Origin of the sequence: Umezawaea sp., assembly GCF_036375055.1 — a bacterium.
Taxonomy (GTDB): Bacteria; Actinomycetota; Actinomycetes; order Mycobacteriales; family Pseudonocardiaceae; genus Umezawaea.
In genome coordinates, this window is sequence record NZ_DASUSQ010000089.1 from 1 (window position 1) to 20,696 (window position 20,696).

14 protein-coding genes and 1 riboswitch are annotated in these 20,696 nt (G+C 71.1%); of the genes, 9 read left to right on the forward strand and 5 right to left on the reverse strand.

Going from position 1 to position 20,696, the window contains the following annotated elements:
- Window positions 1-106: 106 nt before the first annotated feature.
- Entirely contained in the window at window positions 107-1,477 is a 1,371-nt protein-coding gene (locus VFZ92_RS24680; protein WP_330878401.1) for an L-serine ammonia-lyase, read from the reverse strand.
- A complete protein-coding gene (gene gcvH / locus VFZ92_RS24685) occupies window positions 1,477-1,857 on the reverse strand; it encodes a glycine cleavage system protein GcvH (RefSeq protein WP_330878402.1) in 381 nt (126 codons plus the stop codon). Before gcvH ends, VFZ92_RS24680 begins: the two co-directional genes overlap by 1 nt.
- A gap of 154 nt (window positions 1,858-2,011) precedes the next feature.
- Window positions 2,012-2,104, reverse strand: a riboswitch (glycine riboswitch).
- 231 nt (window positions 2,105-2,335) lie between these two features.
- Here gcvH and ald point away from each other — a divergent pair.
- Entirely contained in the window at window positions 2,336-3,448 is a 1,113-nt protein-coding gene (gene ald / locus VFZ92_RS24690) for an alanine dehydrogenase (RefSeq protein ID WP_330878403.1), read from the forward strand.
- Between the two features lie 23 nt (window positions 3,449-3,471).
- On the opposite strand, the gene VFZ92_RS24695 is transcribed toward ald, so the two are convergent.
- Complete coding sequence (locus tag VFZ92_RS24695) at window positions 3,472-4,188, reverse strand: TetR/AcrR family transcriptional regulator (protein ID WP_330878404.1); 717 nt, start codon at window positions 4,186-4,188, stop codon at window positions 3,472-3,474.
- A gap of 11 nt (window positions 4,189-4,199) precedes the next feature.
- A complete protein-coding gene (locus tag VFZ92_RS24700) occupies window positions 4,200-5,681 on the reverse strand; it encodes an MFS transporter (RefSeq protein WP_330878405.1) in 1,482 nt (493 codons plus the stop codon).
- Between the two features lie 393 nt (window positions 5,682-6,074).
- Here VFZ92_RS24700 and VFZ92_RS24705 point away from each other — a divergent pair, with 393 nt between their 5' ends.
- The 7 genes from VFZ92_RS24705 to VFZ92_RS24735 all read left to right on the forward strand — a co-directional run bounded on the left by VFZ92_RS24705 (window position 6,075) and on the right by VFZ92_RS24735 (window position 17,971).
- A complete protein-coding gene (locus tag VFZ92_RS24705) occupies window positions 6,075-6,275 on the forward strand; it encodes a hypothetical protein (protein WP_330878406.1) in 201 nt (66 codons plus the stop codon).
- Between the two features lie 6 nt (window positions 6,276-6,281).
- Entirely contained in the window at window positions 6,282-6,779 is a 498-nt protein-coding gene (locus VFZ92_RS24710; protein ID WP_330878407.1) for a hypothetical protein, read from the forward strand.
- 82 nt (window positions 6,780-6,861) lie between these two features.
- Window positions 6,862-8,046: an ATP-binding cassette domain-containing protein gene (locus VFZ92_RS24715; RefSeq protein ID WP_330878408.1), complete on the forward strand. Its 1,185-nt coding sequence runs from the start codon at window positions 6,862-6,864 to the stop codon at window positions 8,044-8,046.
- A complete protein-coding gene (locus VFZ92_RS24720) occupies window positions 8,046-8,921 on the forward strand; it encodes a hypothetical protein (RefSeq protein ID WP_330878409.1) in 876 nt (291 codons plus the stop codon). Before VFZ92_RS24715 ends, VFZ92_RS24720 begins: the two co-directional genes overlap by 1 nt.
- A gap of 206 nt (window positions 8,922-9,127) precedes the next feature.
- Window positions 9,128-12,871 (forward strand): ABC transporter ATP-binding protein, encoded by a 3,744-nt coding sequence (locus VFZ92_RS24725; RefSeq protein WP_330878410.1) that lies wholly within the window; start codon window positions 9,128-9,130, stop codon window positions 12,869-12,871.
- A 1,134-nt stretch (window positions 12,872-14,005) separates the two neighbouring features.
- The gene (locus tag VFZ92_RS24730) at window positions 14,006-17,719 is read left to right on the forward strand and encodes a multifunctional oxoglutarate decarboxylase/oxoglutarate dehydrogenase thiamine pyrophosphate-binding subunit/dihydrolipoyllysine-residue succinyltransferase subunit (protein ID WP_330878411.1); all 3,714 of its coding nucleotides are present in this window, start codon (window positions 14,006-14,008) and stop codon (window positions 17,717-17,719) included.
- 75 nt (window positions 17,720-17,794) lie between these two features.
- Window positions 17,795-17,971, forward strand: coding sequence for a DUF6104 family protein (locus VFZ92_RS24735; protein ID WP_330878412.1), 177 nt, complete (start codon window positions 17,795-17,797; stop codon window positions 17,969-17,971).
- 33 nt (window positions 17,972-18,004) lie between these two features.
- Here the strand turns inward: VFZ92_RS24735 and VFZ92_RS24740 are convergent, their stop codons facing one another.
- Window positions 18,005-18,997 (reverse strand): aldo/keto reductase, encoded by a 993-nt coding sequence (locus VFZ92_RS24740; RefSeq protein WP_330878413.1) that lies wholly within the window; start codon window positions 18,995-18,997, stop codon window positions 18,005-18,007.
- 190 nt (window positions 18,998-19,187) lie between these two features.
- Here VFZ92_RS24740 and VFZ92_RS24745 point away from each other — a divergent pair, with 190 nt between their 5' ends.
- Window positions 19,188-20,675 (forward strand): S8 family peptidase, encoded by a 1,488-nt coding sequence (locus tag VFZ92_RS24745; RefSeq protein ID WP_330878414.1) that lies wholly within the window; start codon window positions 19,188-19,190, stop codon window positions 20,673-20,675.
- Window positions 20,676-20,696: the final 21 nt, after the last annotated feature.

Consider the following 20,696-nt stretch of genomic DNA (forward strand, 5'->3'; position numbering starts at 1 on the left):
GACGGTCTGGGCGTGGGCGGCGCCGGCCGGACGCCCGGGGACGCGGCACCGGAACCGGCGCGGGAGACAGCCGCGCGGAGACGGGAAAGGGGTCTCTCGCGCCCTCTCAGCACTCGATGACGTTGACGGCGAGCCCGCCGCGAGCCGTTTCCTTGTACTTCAGCGACATGTCCGTGCCGGTGTCGCGCATGGTCTTGATGACCTTGTCCAGCGACACGAAGTGCGAGCCGTCGCCGCGCAGCGCCATGCGGGCCGCGGTGATCGCCTTGATGGCGGCCAGAGCGTTGCGCTCGATGCACGGGATCTGCACGAGCCCGCCGATCGGGTCGCAGGTGAGGCCCAGGTTGTGCTCCATGGCGATCTCGGCGGCGTTCTCCACCTGCTCGGGCGTGCCGCCGAGGACCTCGGCGAGCCCGGCCGCGGCCATCGAGCAGGCCGAGCCGACCTCGCCCTGGCAGCCGACCTCGGCCCCGGAGATGGACGCGTTCTCCTTGAACAGCACGCCGACCGCGCCCGCGGTGAGCAGGAAGCGGACCACGCCGTCATCGGAAGCGCCCGGCACGAAACGGGTGTAGTAGTGCAGGACGGCGGGAACGATGCCCGCCGCGCCGTTGGTGGGCGCGGTGACCACGCGCCCGCCCGCGGCGTTCTCCTCGTTGACGGCCAGCGCGAACAGCGTCACCCAGTCCATGACGCGCAGCGGGTCGGTGGCGAAGTGCTCGCCCGCCAACGCCTTGCGCATCTCGGCGGCGCGGCGGCGCACCTTCAGGCCGCCGGGCAGGATGCCGTGCTCGGTGCAGCCGCGTTCGACGCACTCCTGCATGACGTGCCAGATCCGCAGGAGCCCGGAGCGGATCTCGCCCTCGCCGCGCCACGACTGCTCGTTCTCCAGCATCACCGAGCTGATGGACAGCCCGGTTTCCCTGGTGCGGGCCAACAACTGGTCGCCGGTGAGGAACGGGTGGGCCAACGGGGTGTCGTCGGCCTTGATCTTGTCCGCGCCGCTGGCGTGCTCGTCCACGACGAACCCGCCGCCGACCGAGTAGTACACGGCGTGGTCGAGGGACCCGTCGTCCGAGAACGCCTCGAAGCGCATCCCGTTGGGGTGCACGGGAAGCGACTTGCGGCGGTGCATGACGAGGTGCTTGTCGTGGACGAAGGCGATCTCGTGCGCGCCGCCCAGCCTCAGCCGCCCGGTCCGCTTGATCTCCTCGAACCGCTCGTCGGCCGCCGCCGGGTCGACCTCCTCGGGCCTGCACCCCTCCAGGCCCAGCAGCACCGCCTTGGGGCTGCCGTGACCGTGGCCGGTCGCGCCGAGCGAGCCGAACAGCTCCGCGTGCACGCGCGTCGCGCCGTCCAGCAGGCCGCGCGAGCGCAGCCGGTCGACGAACATCGACGCGGCGCGCATCGGGCCGACGGTGTGCGAGCTGGAGGGTCCGATGCCGACGGAGAACAGGTCGAAGACGCTGATCGCCATCAGCTGCCCGTCAGTTCCACGTACTTCGCGGCGGTGAGGAGACCCTCGGCGTTCTCGACCCGGACCTTGAACAGCCACCCGGCCGCGTACGGGTCGGAGTTGATCAGCGCCGGGTCGTCGACGACGCCCCCGTTGACCTCCACGACCTCACCGCTGACCGGCGCGTACAGGTCGCTGACCGACTTTGTCGACTCCAGCTCGCCGCACACGTCGCCGGACGTGACGCGCTCGCCGACCTCGGGCAGCTGCACGAAGACCAGGTCGCCCAGCGACTCGGCGGCGTAGGACGTGATGCCGACCGTGACCGGCTCCTGCGTGCCGGGCGTCCAGTCGACCCATTCGTGTTCGGGGGTGTAGAGCAGGTGTTCGGGGTGGTCCACAGCGGCACTCCACGGGGCTCGGGGCAGGCGCGCGACAACCGCGCCGACCTTGGGGTCGGTCCGACTCCCCCTCTGTCATGGGACCTGAGAGCTTCACCGCGCGAACGCGGCTTGCACCGTGGGTGCGCGCCCGGAGCGCGCTTTCCAGAGTCGCCTCGCCCGAGCGGTTCTCGTTGCCTGAGAGTGTGCGGGGTACTTGCTCCTTCGGCGCCCCGGCGACTGCCGGGGACTCTCCCGCTCGGGTTGCGGCGCCGCGAGGGCGCCCCGGCCGTTCTTCAGTTGGCGAACGTGCTGAAAGCTATGTGGCCGCAGATCGGGTGTCAACGCGCGCACGGACGGCGAAACCCGATCTCGTTGTGCCACGCGCACAAACCGACCCCTACGCGGTAGTGCCGCGAACACGATGACAGCGTGCTGGGCATGCCGGACCTTTGAACCAGCAGCCCAGCTCCCGCTCTCCGAGGTCGAAGGAGTCACCGTGCGGATCGCCGTTCCCCGCGAGGTCAAGAACCACGAGTACCGCGTCGCGCTGACCCCCGCCGGTGCCCACGAGCTGACCAGCCGCGGCCACGACGTGTTCGTCGAGGCGGGCGCGGGTCTGGGTTCCGCCATCACCGACGCCGAGTACGAGGCGGCGGGCGCGAAGGTGCTGGCCTCGGCGGACGAGGTGTGGGCCGAGGGTGAGCTGGTGCTCAAGGTCAAGGAGCCCGTCGCGGCGGAGTACCACCGGCTGCGCGCCGGGCAGGTGCTGTTCACCTACCTGCACCTGGCCGCCGACCTGCCGCTGACCGAGGCGCTGATCGCGTCCGGCACGACGGCCATCGCGTACGAGACGGTGCAGACCGCGAACGGCGCCCTGCCGCTGCTGGCCCCGATGTCCGAGGTCGCGGGCCGCCTCGCCCCGCAGGTCGGCGCGTTCGCGCTGATGAAGCCCTCCGGCGGCCGGGGCGTGCTGCCCGGCGGCGTGCCCGGTGTGGCCCCCGCGCGGGTCGTCGTCATCGGCGGCGGCGTGGCGGGGGTGAACGCCGCGACGATCGCCGTCGGCATGGGCGCCGACGTGCAGATCCTCGACACGAACGTGGACCGCCTGCGGCAGGTCGACGCCCAGTTCGGCGGCAAGCTCCGCACGATCGCCTCCAACGCCTACGCGGTCGAGCAGGCCGTGCGCGAGGCCGACATGGTCATCGGCGCGGTGCTCGTGCCCGGCGCCAAGGCACCGAAGCTGGTCAGCAACGACCTGGTCGCGCGGATGAAGCCCGGTTCGGTGCTCGTCGACATCGCGATCGACCAGGGCGGCTGCTTCGCCGACTCGCGCCCCACGACCCACGCGGACCCGACCTTCCAGGTCCACGAGTCCGTCTTCTACTGCGTCGCGAACATGCCCGGCGCCGTGCCGCGCACCTCGACCTACGCGCTCACGAACGTGACGCTGCCGTACGCGGTCGCGCTGGCCGACAAGGGCTGGCAGCCCGCGCTGCGCGCCGACGCCTCCCTCGCGCCGGGCCTGAACGTGCACGCCGGCCAGCTCGTCAACCTCCCGGTGGCGGAGGCGCTCGCGCTCCCGCACACCCCCCTCGACCAGGTCGTCTGACCACTGCGGGACGGGCCGGGCAGCTACCTGTGCGGCTGCCCGGTTCGCGTTTCCAGACCCGCGAGCACGCAGTCGAGGCCGTGGTCGAACTGCGCGTCGGCCTCCCACAGCTCCGTCAGGACGAACTGGCTCGTGAACAGCGGGAAGCGCTCGCGGTACCGCTCGACCAGCACCGCGATCCACGCCGGGTCGGGCTGCCCGGCGGGGGACGACTGCTCGGCCCACCGCACCTCGGAGGACGCGAAGCCGGTCACGAAGCTCATCAGGGTGCTGGCCGCGCGGCTCGACTCGACCTGCGAGAGCCCGGTGCCCACCAGCACCGCCAGCACCGACTCCGCCAGCCCTACCGCGTTCGGCCCGATGTTCGGGTAGAGCCCCTGGAGGTGCGGGAGCCACGTGTGGCGGTGGAACAGCTGCCGGAAGTGACTCATCAGGCCCCGCAGCGCGTCGGTCCACGCGCGGTCGAGGTCCGGCGGGCCCACCTCGCCGAGCACCTCGTCCAGCGCCAGCTCCAGCACGGCGTCCTTGGTCGGCACGTGCCAGTACAACGACATCGGGGCCACGCCGAGCCGGGTCGCGAGCTTGCGCATGGACAGCGCCGCGAGCCCGTGCGCGTCCAGTTCCTCGACGGCGGCGCGCACGATCGCCTCCCGGCTCAGCGCCACGTGCCCGGCGGACGCGGGCCTGCGCTCCGCCAGCCACACGCTGTCGAGCACGGGGTCCCGCGTCTTGTCCGCCACGGGAGTGGATCCTAGGCGGCCACCGGGTGCGGCCGATCCGTCCGCCGCAGCAGGAGCCCGGACAGGACACCGCCGAGCAGGGCCGCGCACGCGCCGACGACGAGGCTGACCGACATCCCCGACACGAACGCCTCGCGCACCGCCAGGACCGTCTCCGGCGAGCCCGCCGCGGCCCGCAACGCCGACGACATCGACCGCTCCGCGCCCTCCGGGAGGGCGTCCGGCAGCGCGGCGGCGAACCGCGCGGAGAGCAGGCTGCCCAGCACGGCGATGCCGAACGAGTTGCCCAGCTCGGTGAGCGTGCCGTTCAGGCCGGACGCGATGCCCGCCCGTTCCGGTGGGATGGCGCTCATGAGCGCGTTCGCGGCGACCGGCATGGCGATGCCGACGCCCGCCCCGATCAGGACCAGCCCGGCCAGCGTCGCGGTGTAGCCGCCGTCCGCGGTGGAGAACGACAGCGCCAGCAGGCCCGCGGCGACCCCGGACATGCCGAGCACCATCGTGTTGCCCGCGCCGAACCTCGCCCCCAGGCCCGCGCAGAGGTTGCTGACGACGAGCACCGCCACGGCCATCGGCGCGACCCGCACGCCCGCCTCCAGCGGCGAGTAGCCGAGCACCGACTGGAGGTGCTGGGTGAGCAGGAACAGCGACCCGCCCATGCCGAACGCCGCCAGCACCCCGCCCGTGACCGCCCCGGAGAACCGCCGGTCGGCGAAGAACCCCAGGTCGAGCATGGGGTCGGGGGTGCGCCGCTCCCACCAGCCGAACGCGAGCAGCGCCACGAGGCCCACCCCCAGCGCGGTGAGCACGCGCGCCGAGCCCCACCCGTGCTCCGGCTGCGAGATCACCGCCCACACGAGCGAGGTCATGGCGATCGTGGACAGCACCGAGCCGGGCAGGTCGGGCCTGCGCACGGTCGGGTCCTTCGACTCCGGCACCAGCAGCGCGACCGCGACCACGGCCAGGGCCGCGATCGGCACGTTGACCAGGAACACCGAGCCCCACCAGAAGTGGTCGATCAGGAAGCCGCCGATGACCGGACCGCCCGCGAGGCCGATCGACGAGACCGCGGCCCAGATGGCGATCGCCCTCGGCCGCTCGCGCTCGTCGAAGAGCTGGACGAGCACGGCGAGCGTGCCGGGCATGAGGAACGCGGCCCCCAGCCCCATGAACGCCCGTGCGCCGATGAGGGCCTCCGGCGTGCCCGCGCAGGCACCCGCGGCCGACCCGACGCCGAACACCACCAGCCCCGCGACCAGCGCGCGCTTGCGGCCGAACCGGTCGGACAGCGCGCCCGAGGTCAGCAGCAGGCCCGCGAGGACGAGCGAGTAGGCGTTGATCATCCACTGGATGTCCGCGGTGCTGGCCCCGAGCCCGGTGGAGATGGACGGGATGGCCACGTTGAGCACGGTGTTGTCGAGCACCACGACCATCACGGACAGGCAGAGCACCCCGAGCACCAGCCAGCGCTGCGGGTGCGCACGAGTTTCCACGATTCCCCCTTACGTTGTACGACTGCCGTACACCGTACGAGATGGCCGGACGTGGAACAACGCGTTAAGCCGTGCGGGGAGTCGAGGGCGCTAAAAAGCGACCCGCTCAACCAGCCTGGGGGTCACTGGGAGCGGGCCGCCGAGCACAAGCTTAGACAACAACCGGCCTCCGTGCCCAGTTGCCCCACCGATTCGAGACATTGGACCTTCGGGGTCGTGGACCACCGCCCGTGTGCGCTCCTCAAACAAACGAGTGAATTCCCCGGTGACCAGTACTCCCGGAGGCCCCCGCGACCGATGGACGTATCAGGGGACAGCGTCGCTACGCAGCGGATACACCCGCTCTCACCCCGTCAACCCCGGAAGCCCGAGCACACTCCGTTAGGAGCGCACATGGCTGAACCACAGGGCTGGATCGACTGCCACGACCCCTTCGGCAGGGACCGGTCGATGACCGTGCTGGTCGAGAACGACCGCGTTCTGCTGGTCTCACCCCCCGGAGAATCCGCTGTGATGTCCGCCACTCAAACGCGGCGACTGCACCAGTTGCTCGACCGCGCCGCGGCCTCCTCGGCACCCCCCGAGCAGAGGTGACGCACGGTGGAAGAAGCGTTGCGCAAGGCCGTCCTCCAACGGCTCGCGCTGCTCGACAAGGTTGCTGAGCAGGGCGAAGCCGAGTCTCTCGTCCCGCTTGCCCGCTCCGAGATCCACCGGCTCGCCGACGGGTGGCGGCTGCTGCTGACCGTGCACCAGCCCGACGAGGACAGCCGGTGCCGCGCCTGTCCCGGTTGGCTGCGCCGCCGCAGGTGGCCGTGCCAGATCTGGACGATGGCTCACCAGCACCTCATCGGCGAGGGGGTTGCTCACCGCGACCGCCGCGCGCCGTTGCGGAATCCGTTCACCCGATCGGGGACGGGCGAGGGCAGCGCCGACCCGGCCTACCCCACCACCGAGCTCGACGACGTGGAGTACGACGAGGTGCCGCCGGAGTCGTCCTCGGAACGCACGACCGAACTCCCGGTCGTGCGGGTCGCCGCCGAAGCGGGCCTCCACCGCGCCCCCGTCGTGAGCAGGGCGCGCCACGCGCTGCCCGATTGACCGGATCGCCCGGAGCCCGAGATCCCTCTAGGGCAGGATGACCCCGAGCGGGGCCACGACACCCGCACATCGGGAGGGACGCGTGCACGACGGCAGTGGGCGCATCGTGGTGCAAGGCCTGACCAAGCAGTTCGGTCCGGTCACCGCGGTGCAGAACCTGAGCTTCACGGTCGAACCGGGGTCGGTGACCGGTTTTCTCGGCCCGAACGGTGCGGGCAAGACGACGACGCTGCGGATGCTGCTCGGCCTCGTCACGCCGACCGCGGGGACGAGCTTCATCAACGGACGGCCGTTCCACCAGCTCGGCAACCCGGCACGGGTGGTCGGCGCGGTGCTGGAGGCGCAGGGGTTCCACCCCAAGCGCACAGCCCGCAACCACCTGCGGGTGTACGCCGCGGCCATCGGCGTGCCCGACCAGGCCGCCGACCACGTGCTGGACCTCGTCGGTCTCGGCGCGGCGGGCGGGCGCAAGGCGGGCGGCTTCTCGCTGGGCATGAAGCAGCGGCTCGCGCTGGCGACCGCGCTGCTCGGCGACCCGCAGGTGCTGGTGCTGGACGAGCCCGCGAACGGCCTCGACCCCGAGGGCATCGCGTGGCTGCGGACGTTCCTCCAGAGCTACGCGCGCGCGGGCCGCACGGTGCTGATCTCCAGCCACCTGCTGGCGGAGATCGAGCAGACCGTCGACCAGGTGGTGATCGTCAGCCGCGGCCAGACCATGTACTACGGCAGCCTCGACCAGCTCCGCGGTTCGCAGCGCAGCCGCGTGCTGGTGCAGCCGTCGGACGCGAGCGCGCTCGTCACCGCGCTCCAGGCCGAGGGCGTGACCGGGATCGAGCAGGTCCCCGACGGCAGGCTGGCGGTCACCGGCATGGACGCCAAGCAGGTCGCGGACGCCGCGCTCAAGGCAGGGGTGTCGGTCTACGGCATCCAGGAGGAGCGGGTCGACCTGGAGCAGCTGTTCTTCCAGCTGACCAACGGCCAGTACACCGCCGCCGGGCAGAACCCGTTCGCCGGGCCGCAGGGTCCGCAGCAGAGCGGCTACTACGCGCCGCCGACGCCGTCGGGGCAGTTCCCGCAGCAGGGCTACCCGCCCCAGCAGTACCAGCAGCCGCAGCTCCCGCCGCCGGACTACCAGCAGCAACAGCAGTACCAGCCGCCACCCCAGGGCTACCAGCAGTACCAGCAGCCCCCGCAGGACAACCAACAGCAACAACCCCCGCCGGGCTACCAGCAGCCGGGTCAGGGTGGATACGGGGGCGGCAACTGATGTTGATGAACCTGGTCAAGGCCGAGTTCCGCAAGACGACCACGACCGGCCTGTGGTGGGGGATCATGATCCCCACGGTGCTCATCGCACTGGGCTGGGCGCTGGGCACCGGCGCCATCGGCAAGAGCCTCATGGACGTGCTCAACAGCTCCGACACCCAGGACCTCGCCGAGATCCTCGGCATCGACTCGTCGCAGTGGCAGGTCTCGGTGTTCGGGATGGCGCGCAGCATCAACGTCGCCACGGTGTTCCCGATGATCTTCGGCGGCCTGGCGATCTCGAACGAGATCAGCCGCCGCACGATCACCACGACGTTCCTCACCGCGCCGAACCGGGTCGCCGCCCTGTCCGCGAAGCTGCTCGTCTACCTGGCGTGGGGCGCGATCTTCGGCGTCGCCATCGTCGCCTCGGTCAGCGTCGGCATCGTGTTCACCTCGGACTCCTCCTCGCTGCCGGACGCCACCGGGTGGATCGCGATGGCGGGCGTCGGCATCCTGTCGTCGATCCTGATGACGATGTTCGGCGTCGGCGTCGGCGCCCTGATGACCAGCCCGATCGCCACGACGATCGTGCTGATCCTCTACATGCTCATCCTGGAGAACGGCATCCAGCTGGTGCTGGCCGCGCAGGGCGTGCCGTCGGTCATCGGGTTCCTGCCGAACGGCTCGGTCAACGGCCTCACGGGCTCGGTCGCCGCCAACCTGTTCCTGTCGACGGCGGGCGTGGTGCCGGACGAACTGGCCGAGGTGATCCGCGGCATCGCGGGCGCGCTCGGCGCGTTCGACTGGTGGCTCAGCGGCCTGATCTTCCTGGTCTGGACCGCCGTGTTCTTCCTGGGCGGCTGGGCTGCAACGCAACGGAAGGACATCACCTGATCGAGTTATGACCGACCACCGCGCGAGGCCGCGCCGGTAGGTCGGGTCACCATCTTTTCGAGTTGGGGTGGGGACGGAGTCCCTGCCCCGACTCGAAGATCGGGGCACGGACTGCCGGCTCCAGGCGGCCGAGCCGGAGTCCGCGGAGCAGGGACCGACAACACAGCGGGCCCGGTTTTGTCGGAGGGGCGTCCTACTGTGGGTGCGTGACTACCTCTGTCCCCGACACGTCGGGCTGGATCCGCAAGCTGGCGCGTGCCTGCTGGCGGCACCGGTCACTGGTGCTGCTGTCCCTGGTCGCCTCGGTGCTCGGCGTCGGGTTGCAGGCCGCGGGCCCGCTGCTGGTGAAGCTGGCCGTCGACGACGCGGTGATCGGCCGCACCGAGCGGCTCGCGCTGCTGGTGGCGGTGCTGGTCGGGATGGAGCTGCTGACGTTCGGCACGGCGTTCCTGCGCCGGTACCTGGGCGGACGGCTGGCGCTCGACGTGCAGCACGACCTGCGGCAGGGCGTGTTCGGCGCGGTGCAGCGGCTGGACGGGGCCAAGCAGGACGTGCTGCGGACCGGGCAGGTGGTGTCGCGGTCGATCACCGACCTCCAGCTCGTGCAGAGCCTGCTGTCGATGGTGCCGCTGGCCGTCGGCACGGTGGTGTTCGCGGCGGCCGCGCTGGTGGCGATGGTGTGGCTGTCGCCGCTGCTGACGCTGGTCGCGCTGGTGATCGTGCCCGCGGTCGGGTGGATCGCGGCCCGCAGCAGGCTGGTGCTGTTCCCCGCGACCTGGTCCGCGCAGCAGCGCGCGGCCGACCTCGCGCAGCACGTGGAGGAGACCGTCACCGGCGTGCGCGTGGTGAAGGGCTTCGGGCAGGAGGCGCGCGAGGTCACCCGGCTGGAGGGGCAGGCGCGGTCGCTGTACGCCGAGCGGATGCGGGCGGCCCGGCTGACCGCGCGGCCCGCGGCGACGCTGACGGCGCTGCCCGCCGTCGGGCAGGTGGCCGTGCTCGCCCTCGGCGGCTGGATGGCGCTGGACGGGCAGGTCAGCCTGGGCACGTTCCTCGCGTTCGCGACGTACGTGGCGAACCTGGTCGGGCCGACGCGGCTGATCTCCAGCCTGGTGGTGAACGCGCAGCTGGCGCGCGCGGGCGTCGAGCGGGTGTACGAGCTGATCGACTCCCAGCCGGACGTGGTGGACGGGCCGGGCGCGGTCGACGTGCCCGCCGGGCCGGTGGGGCTCTCGCTGTCGGGGGTGACGTTCGGGTACACGCGCAGCGAGCCGGTGCTGTCGGACGTGTCGCTGGAGGTGCGGCCGGGCGAGACGGTGGCGCTGGTCGGCACGGCCGGATCGGGCAAGTCGACGGTGTCGCTGCTGCTGCCCCGGTTCTACGACGTGCACGAGGGGTCCATCGCGGTCGGCGGGGTGGACGTGCGCGACCTGCGGCTGTCGTCGTTGCGCGGGACGGTCGGGGTGGTGTTCGAGGAGGCGTTCCTGTTCTCGGACACCCTGCGGGCGAACATCGCCTACGGTCGGCCGGACGCGACCGACGAGCAGGTCGAGGCCGCGGCGCGGGCCGCCGAGGCGCACGATTTCGTGCGGGCCCTGCCCGCGGGCTACGACACCGTCGTGGGCGAGCGCGGGCTCACGCTGTCCGGCGGGCAGCGGCAGCGCGTGGCGCTGGCGCGGGCGCTGCTGACCGACCCGCGGGTGCTGGTGATGGACGACGCGACGTCGGCCGTGGACACCGCGACCGAGTCGGCGATCCACCGCACGCTCGCGGCCGTGACGGCGCAGCGGACGACGCTGCTGATCGCGCACCGCCGGTCGTCGCTGGCGCTGGCCGACCGGATCGCCGTGCTCGACCGGGGCCGGGTGGTCGACGTGGGCACGCGGGCCGAGCTGGACGAGCGGTGCGCGCTGTTCCGCGAACTGCTGGCCGGGCCGACCGACGCGATCGAGCAGGTCGCCCCTCGGGCGGACGCCCCGCTGGAGCCCGGTCCGGACGGCACGACGCCGTCGCTGTGGCCGTCGATCGACCCGTCGGACCTCTCGCTGCTGGCGTCGGCAAACCGGACGGTCAAGCCCGTCGCGCAGCCCGGTCGGGGCAGTTCGACGACGGCGCTGGCGGGCGGGATGCCCGCGACGCCGGAGCTGTTGGCCCAGGTCGAGGCGCTGCCACCGGCGAACGAGCAGCCCCGGTTGGCGGGCGACGACCCGACGGCGCCCGACCCCGGCTTCCGGCTGCGGAACCTGCTGCGGCCCGCGCGGTGGGCGATGACGGCGGTGGGGCTGCTGATCGTGGTGGACGCGGGGTTGGCCATCGGTCTGCCCACGCTGGTCCGGTACGGCATCGACCACGGCGTCCTCGAACGGTCGACCGCGGCGCTGTGGATCGCGGCGGGCGTCGGGCTGCTGCTGGTGGGGCTGAACTGGGGCAGCACCGCGCTGAACACCGTGCTGACCTCGCGCGTCGGCGAGCGGCTGCTGTACGTGCTGCGCGTCCGCAGCTACGCGCACCTCCAGCGGCTCGGGCTCGACTACTACGAGCGCGAGATGGCGGGTCGGATCATGACCCGGATGACGACGGACGTGGACGCCCTGTCCACGTTCCTCCAGACCGGGTTGACCACGGCGGTGATCAGCGTGCTGACCGTCGGCGGCATCGCCGTCGCGCTCGCGCTGACCGACTGGGGGCTCGCGCTGGTCGCCCTGACCGTGCTGCCGGTGCTGCTCGTGGCGACCTTCATCTTCCAGCGGCTGTCGTCGGCGGCGTACACCGAGGCGCGCGAGCGGGTCAGCGTCGTCAACGCCGACCTCCAGGAGAACGTGTCCGGGCTGCGGGTGTCGCAGGCGTACACGCGTGAGGGCCGGTCGGCGGAGGCGTTCGCCGAGCGCAGCGACGCCTACCGGGTGTCGAGGCTGCGGGCGCAGCGGTACATCGCGACGTACTTCCCGTTCGTGGCGATGCTGTCTGGGGTGGCGCAGGCGGCGGTGCTGGCCGTGGGGGCGTACCGGGTCGCGGAGGGGACGTTGACGCCGGGCGTGCTGCTGGCGTTCCTGCTGTACCTCGGGCTGTTCTTCGCGCCGCTGATGCAGCTGTCGGGGGTGTTCGACGGGTACCAGCAGGCCAGGGTGGGTCTGCGGCGGATCGGCGACCTGCTGGCCACGCCGAGCACCGTGCCGCCCGCCGCCGATCCGGTGGCGGTGGTGTCGCTGCGCGGGGAGGTCGAGCTGCGGGACGTGACGTTCCGGTACCAGGGCGTCGAGGAGCCCGCGCTGGACCGGGTGTCCCTCCGGGTGGCGGCCGGGGAGACGGTGGCCCTCGTCGGGGCGACCGGGGCCGGGAAGTCGACCCTGGTGAAGCTGATCGCGCGGTTCTACGACGTGACGGCCGGGGCGGTGCTGGTCGACGGGGTCGACGTGAGGTCCTACGAGTTGTCGTCGTTCCGGCAGCGGTTGGGGGTGGTGCCGCAGGAGGCCCACCTGTTCGGCGGGGACGTCGCGGACAACGTGCGGTACGGGCGGGTGTCCGCGTCCGACGCGGAGGTGGAGCAGGCGGTCCGGGCGGTGGGGGCGCTGCCGGTGGTGGCGTCGTTGCCGTTGGGGTTCCGCCAGCAGGTCGGGGAGCGCGGGCAGGGGTTGTCGTCGGGGCAGCGGCAGTTGGTCGCGTTGGCCCGGGCCGAGTTGGTCGCCCCTGACCTGCTGCTGCTGGACGAGGCGACGGCCGCGTTGGACCCGGCCACCGAGGCCGCCGTGCTGGCGGCCAGTGACCACCTGGCCGGGAAGCGGACGACGTTCGTGGTGGCGCACCGGTTGGCCACGGCGGCTCGGGCGGATCGGATCGTGGTGTTGGACGGGGGGCGGATCGTGGAGGTGGGGACTCACTCTGAACTGCTGGGGGCTGATGGGACGTATGCCCGGTTGTGGAGGTTCGGCCAGCCGGGGGAGCAGGCTGCTTGAGGGGTGGGGGTGGTGTGGGTTCGGCAAGGGGTCGGCGCGTTCCGGGAAGGGCTGGCGCGTTCCGGGAAGGGTCGTCGCCCCGATCGCCGAGTGTCGTCATGGTCGGACGCACCGTGTCAAGGCGGGAAAGATTCCTTGACACGGCACGGCCGACCATGAGAGCGGCTTCGGATCGGGGCGGCGGCCTGGGTGTGGGCTTCTCCCGAGTTGCGTGCTTCCGTGCCGGTTCGCAGGAGGCTGGGTTGGATGCGCTGGTTCGCAGGTGGCCGGGTCCGTCGGGCCAGTCCGGTGTGGGCGGTGGTGGGCAGGACCGCGCGTCCGAGGTGGTCGGCGCGGGTTGGTCTCCGGCTCGGCTGGTCAGTGGTTCCAGATGGCCGGCGGGTCGGCGGGTCCGGCGGAGTTGGCCGTCGGCCCGGTTGGTCGGCGGGTCCAGACGGCCGGCGGGTCCACCTCGGTTGGTCGCTGTCCCGACTGGTCAGCGGGTCCGGCACAGTGGCCCTCGGTCCAATTGGTCGGCGGATTCAGTCGGCCAGTGGGTCCACTTCAAGCGGTCAAGGGGTCCGCTGGCCTGCGGGTCCGGATGGCCTGCGGGTCAACTTCAGTGGCCGGCGGGTCCAGGTGATCCGCTCGCCCGGAGGGCCAGTGGTCCGGCGCGGTGGCCAGCGGGTCCACGCAGCAGCGGGTCTGGTTGGCCGGCGGTCCAGGTCTCGGCTGTCCTGCTGCTTCCACCTCGGCCGTCTGGCGGCTTGTCCAGGTCCAGACCACCCAACCTCGCGCGCCTGTCGAGTGGTTTCCACTCCATCGGGTACACACGGGTTGGGCGTCCGGTTCGTCCGGATGCGCGTGAGGTCGTCGTCGCCCCGGCGGCGGCCTGTGCGAGGTCGTGCGGTTCACCTACCGGAACCGCGTCCCAGCAGACGAGGAGGGCTCACACCGGGGTTGGTCCAGGTCGACAGCGACGTCACATCAAGGAATGCTCAAGTACCTGCAACACCCGCGGGATCCTGATCGATCCTGTGACTGAGCACTCGTTGGCCGGTGCATCCTCCGTATGAAGTGGCATGTGCGGGGGACTAACCTGGCAGGGAGTTATGTCGACACCAAGAGCGAGATGGATAGAGGCGAGCGGCAGCCGTGTCCAGCAGTAGTCCTGCGTCACAGTTCGGCCCCAATGAGTGGCTGGTCGAGGAGATGTACGAGCAGTTCCTCGCCGACCCGTCGTCCGTAGACCCGGCGTGGCACGATTTCTTCGCCGACTACAAGCCGACGCAGCGGGCAGCCGGCAACGGGGGCGTCGCGGCGTCCTCGGCCGGTACGACGACCACCACCACGACGCGTGCGGCCGAGAACGGGCAGGCGCAGGCGGCCAAGCCCGCTGCCGCACCCAAGCAGGCCGCGCCGGCCGCCAAGGCTCCCGCGCCCGCTGCCGCTCCCAAGGCGACGCCTCCCAGCGCGAGCAAGCCCGCGCCGCAGCAGGCCGCCAAGGCCGCGCCGGTGAAGCCCGCCGAGGGCGAGGAGCAGAAGCAGCTCCGAGGCGCCTCGGCCGCCATCGCGAAGAACATGGAGCTGTCGCTCACCGTTCCGACCGCGACGAGCGTCCGGGCCGTGCCCGCGAAGCTGCTGGCCGACAACCGCATCGTCATCAACAACCACCTGAAGCGGACTCGGGGCGGGAAGGTCTCCTTCACGCACCTGATCGGCTACGCGGTCGTCCGGGCGCTCAAGGCGTACCCGAACATGAACCGGCACTACGCGTCGATCGACTCGAAGCCGTTCGTGGTGACCCCCGAGCACGTCAACTTCGGCCTGGCGATCGACCTGCCCGGCAAGGACGGCGCTCGGACCCTCGTGGTGGCCTCGATCAAGGGCTGCGAGGACATGACGTTCACGCAGTTCTGGCAGGCCTACGAGGACCTGATCCGCAAGGCCCGCACCGGCGGTCTCGGCTCGGAGGACTTCTCCGGCACGACGATCTCGCTGACCAACCCCGGCACGATCGGCACGAACCACTCGGTTCCCCGCCTCACCGCGGGTCAGGGCACGATCGTCGGCGTCGGCGCGATGGAGTACCCGGCGCACTTCCAGGGCACCAGCGAGCAGGCCCTGACGGACATGGGCGTCAGCAAGGTCATCACGCTGACCAGCACGTACGACCACCGGATCATCCAGGGCGCCGAGTCGGGCGAGTTCCTGCGGCGCATCCACCAGCTGCTGCTGGGCGAGGACGGCTTCTACGACGACGTGTTCACGTCGCTGCGGCTGCCGTACGAGCCGATCCGCTGGGTCGCGGACATCCCCGAGGGCTCGGTCGACAAGACCGCCCGCGTGATCGAGCTGATCGACGCGTTCCGGACCCGCGGCCACCTGATGGCGGACACGGACCCGCTGAACTACCGCCAGCGCAGCCACCAGGACCTCGACGTCCTGTCGCACGGCCTGACGCTGTGGGACCTGGAGCGCGAGTTCCCGGTCGGCGGGTTCGCGGGCAAGGAGCGGATGAAGCTCCGGGACATCCTGGGCGTGCTGCGCAACTCGTACTGCCGCACCGTCGGCGTCGAGTACATGCACATCCTGGAGCCCGAGGAGCGCAACTGGATCCAGGAGCGCGTCGAGGTCCCGCACGAGAAGCCCCCGGCCACCGTGCAGAAGTACATCCTGTCGAAGCTGAACGCGGCCGAGGCGTTCGAGACGTTCCTCCAGACCAAGTACGTCGGCCAGAAGCGGTTCTCGCTCGAAGGCGGCGAGACGGTCATCCCGCTGCTCGACGCGGTGCTGGACAAGGCCGCCGAGCACGAGCTGGACGAGGTCGTCATCGGCATGCCGCACCGCGGCAGGCTGAACGTGCTGGCCAACATCGTCGGCAAGCCGATCTCGCAGATCTTCCGCGAGTTCGAGGGCAACCTCGACCCCGGCCAGGCGCACGGCTCCGGCGACGTGAAGTACCACCTCGGTGCCGAGGGCAAGTACTTCCGGATGTTCGGCGACGGTGAGACGAAGGTGTCGCTGACCGCGAACCCGTCGCACCTCGAAGCGGTCGACCCGGTGCTCGAAGGCATCGTGCGCGCCAAGCAGGACATCCTCGACAAGGGTGGCGACGGCTTCTCCGTCCTCCCCGTCGCGATGCACGGCGACGCCGCGTTCGCGGGTCAGGGCGTGGTCGCCGAGACGCTGAACCTGGCGCTGGTGCGCGGCTACCGCACCGGCGGCACGGTCCACGTGGTGGTGAACAACCAGGTCGGCTTCACCACGGCGCCGGAGAACTCGCGGTCGTCGAAGTACTCCACCGACGTGGCGAAGATGATCGGCGCGCCGGTCTTCCACGTGAACGGCGACGACCCCGAGGCCTGCTACTGGGTCGCGAAGCTGGCCGTGGACTACCGGCAGGCGTTCAACAAGGACGTCGTGATCGACATGGTCTGCTACCGGCGCCGCGGCCACAACGAGGGCGACGACCCCTCGATGACGCAGCCCGCCATGTACGACGTGATCGACACCAAGCGCTCGGTGCGCAAGACCTACACCGAGTCGCTGATCGGCCGCGGCGACATCTCCGTCGAGGAGGCGGAGAAGGCTCTCCAGGACTTCTCCAGCCAGTTGGAGCACGTCTTCAACGAGGTCCGCGAGCTGGAGAAGCACCCGGCCAAGGCCAGCCCGTCGGTCGAGTCCGAGCAGCAGGTGCCCGCGAAGCTCCCCACCGGGGTCAGCATCGAGGTGCTGGAGAAGATCGCCGACGCGCACGTCAACCTCCCGGAGGGCTTCACGCCGCACGCGCGCGTCAAGCCGGTCCTGGAGCGGCGCGCGAAGATGGCCCGCGAGGGCGGCATCGACTGGGCGTTCGCCGAGCTGCTCGCGTTCGGCTCGCTGACGCTGGAGGGCCGCCTGGTCCGCCTGGCCGGTCAGGACTCGCGGCGCGGCACGTTCGTGCAGCGCCACGCGGTGCTGGTCGACCGCAAGACCGGCGCGGAGTACACGCCGCTCCAGAACCTGTCCGACGACCAGGGCAAGTTCATGGTCTACGACTCGGTGCTGTCGGAGTTCGCCGCGCTCGGCTTCGAGTACGGCTACTCGGTCGCGAACAGCGACGCGCTGGTGCTGTGGGAAGCGCAGTTCGGCGACTTCGTGAACGGTGCCCAGCCGGTCATCGACGAGTTCATCTCGTCCGGTGAGGCCAAGTGGGGCCAGCGTTCCGACGTCGTGCTGCTGCTGCCGCACGGTCACGAGGGCCAGGGTCCCGACCACACGTCGGGTCGCATCGAACGGTTCCTCCAGCTGTGCGCCGAGGGCTCGATGACGATCGCCGTGCCGTCGACGCCCGCGAACTACTTCCACCTGCTGCGCCGCCACGCCCTCGACGGCGTGAACCGGCCGCTGGTGGTGTTCACGCCCAAGTCGATGCTGCGCCTGAAGGCCGCGACCAGCCCGGTCGAGGACTTCACCGAGGAGCGGTTCAAGTCGGTCATCCAGGACCCGACCAAGCCCGACCCCTCGAAGGTCACCAAGGTCGTGCTCTGCAGCGGCAAGATCTACTACGAGCTGGCGGCCGAGCAGGAGAAGCGCACGGTCAAGGACACCGCGGTGGTCCGGGTCGAGCAGCTCTACCCGGTGCCCGCCCGCAAGCTGACCGAGGCGTTGGAGCAGTACCCGAACGCCACCGAGGTCCGCTGGACGCAGGAGGAGCCCGCGAACCAGGGTGCGTGGCCGTTCTACGGTCTCGCGCTCCCGGAGCTGCTGCCCGAGCGCTTCCGCGTGGTGCGCGTGTCCCGCCGCCCGATGGCCGCCCCGTCGGCCGGTTCGAGCAAGGTGCACGAGGTCGAGCAGCGCGAGATCATCGCGAAGGCGTTCGACTAGCAGGCCAGATCCACCACCGAGCCGCCGGAACCGAGCACGTGGGTTCCGGCGGCTCGGCCGTTCACGGAGGACCCGATGTACTTCACCGACCGCGGCATCGAAGAGCTGGAGACCCGTCGGGGCGAGGAGGAGGTCAGCCTCGCCTGGCTGGCCGACCGGCTCCGCGCGTTCGTCGACCTGAACCCCGACTTCGAAGTCCCGATCGAACGCCTGGCCACGTTCCTGGCGCGCGACGACGAGGACGACGAGTGACGGAGGGGGCCCGGGCGGGCCCCCTCCTCCGCACTACCAGGCGTACGCCTCCGGGGCGGGCTTCGAGCCGTTCGGGCCCGGCGCCGGGAAGAGTTCGTCCAGCTTGGTCAGCACCTCGTCGTCCAGCTTCAGCTCAGCCGCGCGCAGCGAGCCGTCGAGCTGCTCGGTGGTGCGCGGGCCGATGATCGGGGCCGTCACGCCCTCCTGGTGCAGCAGCCACGCGAGACCGACGTTGGCCGGGTCCTCACCGAGGTCCGTGCACAGCTTCTCGTAGGACTCGATGGCCTCCTGGTGCTTGGCGAGACCCTCCTTCGCCCGGCCCGAGTTGCTCCGGCCGCCGCCGCCCTCGCGCTGCTTGCGCAGGGCACCGCCGAGCAGGCCGCCGTTGAGCGGCGACCACGGGATGACGCCGAGGCCGTAGTGCTTGGCCGCGGGCAGCACCTCCAGCTCCACCCAGCGGTTGAGCAGGTTGTAGATGGACTGCTCGCTGACCAGGCCGAGGAAGTGCCTGGCGCGCGCGGCCTCCTGGGCCTGCGCGAGGTGCCAGCCCGCGAAGTTCGACGACCCGAAGTAGAGCACCTTGCCCTGCTGGCGCAGGACGGAGAACGCCTCCCAGATCTCGTCCCACGGCGTCGCGCGGTCGACGTGGTGCATCTGGTAGAGGTCGATGTAGTCGGTCTGCATGCGGCGCAGCGACTCGTCGCAGGCGCGGCGGATGTTCAGCGCGGACAGCAGGTTGCCGTTCGGCCAGTCGCTCATGCTGCCGTAGAGCTTGGTGGCGATCACGGTCTTCTCCCGGCGCAGACCGCCGGTGGCGAACCACCGGCCGATGATCTGCTCGGTGACGCCCTCCCCCGTCTTCCAGCCGTAGACGTTGGCGGTGTCGAAGAAGTTGATGCCGTGCTCGTGGGCGCGGTCCATGATCGTGAAGCTGTCGGGCTCGGTCGTCTCAGGACCGAAGTTCATCGTGCCGAGGCACAGGCGGGACACGGAAAGGCCGGACCGTCCGAGGTTCGTGTACTCCATGACCTCCAGCTAACCCCGGATGCCCCGCGGCTGCCGGGTGGGGCCGCGCCAGGCGGCTTCCACAAATTTGACAGTATTGACCTCGAATATTCGACACTGCCATTTCACCCTGTCGTGGAGTTATTTTCATCTCGGTTCACTCAATTCCCTGCGGAGGACCCGAATGATGGAAAAACTACGTCGAGGAGCGGTGTTCACGGCTCTCGGCCTCACCGGGGCGGTCCTGTTCGCCCCGACCGCGACGGCCGCGCAACCCGAGGAGGCCGTTGTCGCGGCGGCGGGCGCGGACGCGGTTCCCGGGAGCTACCTCGTGGTCTACCGGGACGGCGTGCGCGGCGACGCGACCGCCCTCGCCACTCGCTACCAGGGCGAACTCGGCCGTTCGTTCAACTCCGCGCTGCACGGCTTCTCGGTGCGGGGGCTCTCCGAGAAGCAGGCGCGGCGGCTGGCCGCCGATCCGGCGGTGGACTACGTGGAGCAGGACGCCGTGGTCCGGGTGCAGGACACGCAGACCGATCCGATCTGGAGCCTGGACCGCATCGATCAACGCGAACTGCCCCTCGACAAGAAGTACACCTACGACAACACCGCCTCGAACGTGACGGCGTACGTCATCGACACCGGAATTCGCAAGTCCCATTCGGAATTCGAGGGACGCGCGAGCCACGGGTACGACTTCATCGACGACGACCCGGACGCGTCGGACTGCCAGGGCCACGGCACGCACGTCGCGGGCACGGTCGCGGGCAAGACCTACGGGGTCGCGAAGAAGGCGAAGGTCGTCGCGCTGCGCGTGCTGGGCTGCGACGGCACCGGCTCGTTCGAGGGCATCGTCTCGGCGATCGACTGGGTGACCGCGAACGGCGTCAAGCCCGCCGTGGTCAACATGAGCCTGGGTGGCGACGGCAGCAACGCCACGATGGAGAACGCGGTGCGCAGGTCCATCGCCGCGGGCTTCACCTACGCCCTCGCGGGCGGCAACAGCGGGCAGGACGCGTGCCGGTTCACGCCCGCGCGCACTCCGGAAGCCATCACGGTCGGCGCGGTCGACCAGACGGGGAAGAGGTCGGTGTGGAACTCCTCAGCCAGCTCCAACTTCGGGACGTGCCTGGACGTCTGGGCGCCGGGTACGGCTATCCGTTCGGCGTCGTACTCCGGTGACACCGCCTCCACCGAGATGGGCGGCACCTCGATGGCGAGCCCCGGTGTCGCGGGTGCGGCGGCCCTCTACCTGGGCGCGAACCCGACTGCCACGCCCGAGCAGGTCCGCGACGCCCTGGTCGCCAACGCCACCGGGGGCCTGCTGACCGACATCAGGACCGGTTCGCCGAACCTGTTCCTGCACACCGGGTCGGCGGGCCAGAACCCGAACCCGCCGGACCCGCCCGCGGGCAAGCTGACCGCCGCGACCTCCCCCGCCGCGCAGACGATCACGGCGGGCCAGGTCGGCAGGACGACGGTCACCGTCCAGGGCGGGACGGGCACGGTCCGGCTGTCCGCGACCGGCGGACCGCGGGGCTCGCTCAGCTTCTTCCAGCCCTCCGCGCTCTCGGCGGCGGGCAGCTCGCAGCTGACGGTGTACACCGGGTTCGGGACGCCGGGGACCTACCCGATCACGGTCACGGCGACGGACGGCACGACGAGCACCGCGGCGACGTTCACGCTGACCGTCAGGTAGCCGCGGGCACCGGGCCCGGCA

Excerpts from the sequence above, each read along its gene's own strand:
- VFZ92_RS24740 (WP_330878413.1), bottom strand. The coding sequence starts at position 18,997 with ATGGAGTACACGAACCTCGGACGGTCCGGCCTTTCCGTGTCCCGCCTG.
- VFZ92_RS24705 (WP_330878406.1), top strand. The coding sequence starts at position 6,075 with ATGGCTGAACCACAGGGCTGGATCGACTGCCACGACCCCTTCGGCAGG.
- VFZ92_RS24720 (WP_330878409.1), top strand. The coding sequence starts at position 8,046 with ATGTTGATGAACCTGGTCAAGGCCGAGTTCCGCAAGACGACCACGACC.
- VFZ92_RS24735 (WP_330878412.1), top strand. The coding sequence starts at position 17,795 with ATGTACTTCACCGACCGCGGCATCGAAGAGCTGGAGACCCGTCGGGGC.
- VFZ92_RS24680 (WP_330878401.1), bottom strand. The coding sequence starts at position 1,477 with ATGGCGATCAGCGTCTTCGACCTGTTCTCCGTCGGCATCGGACCCTCC.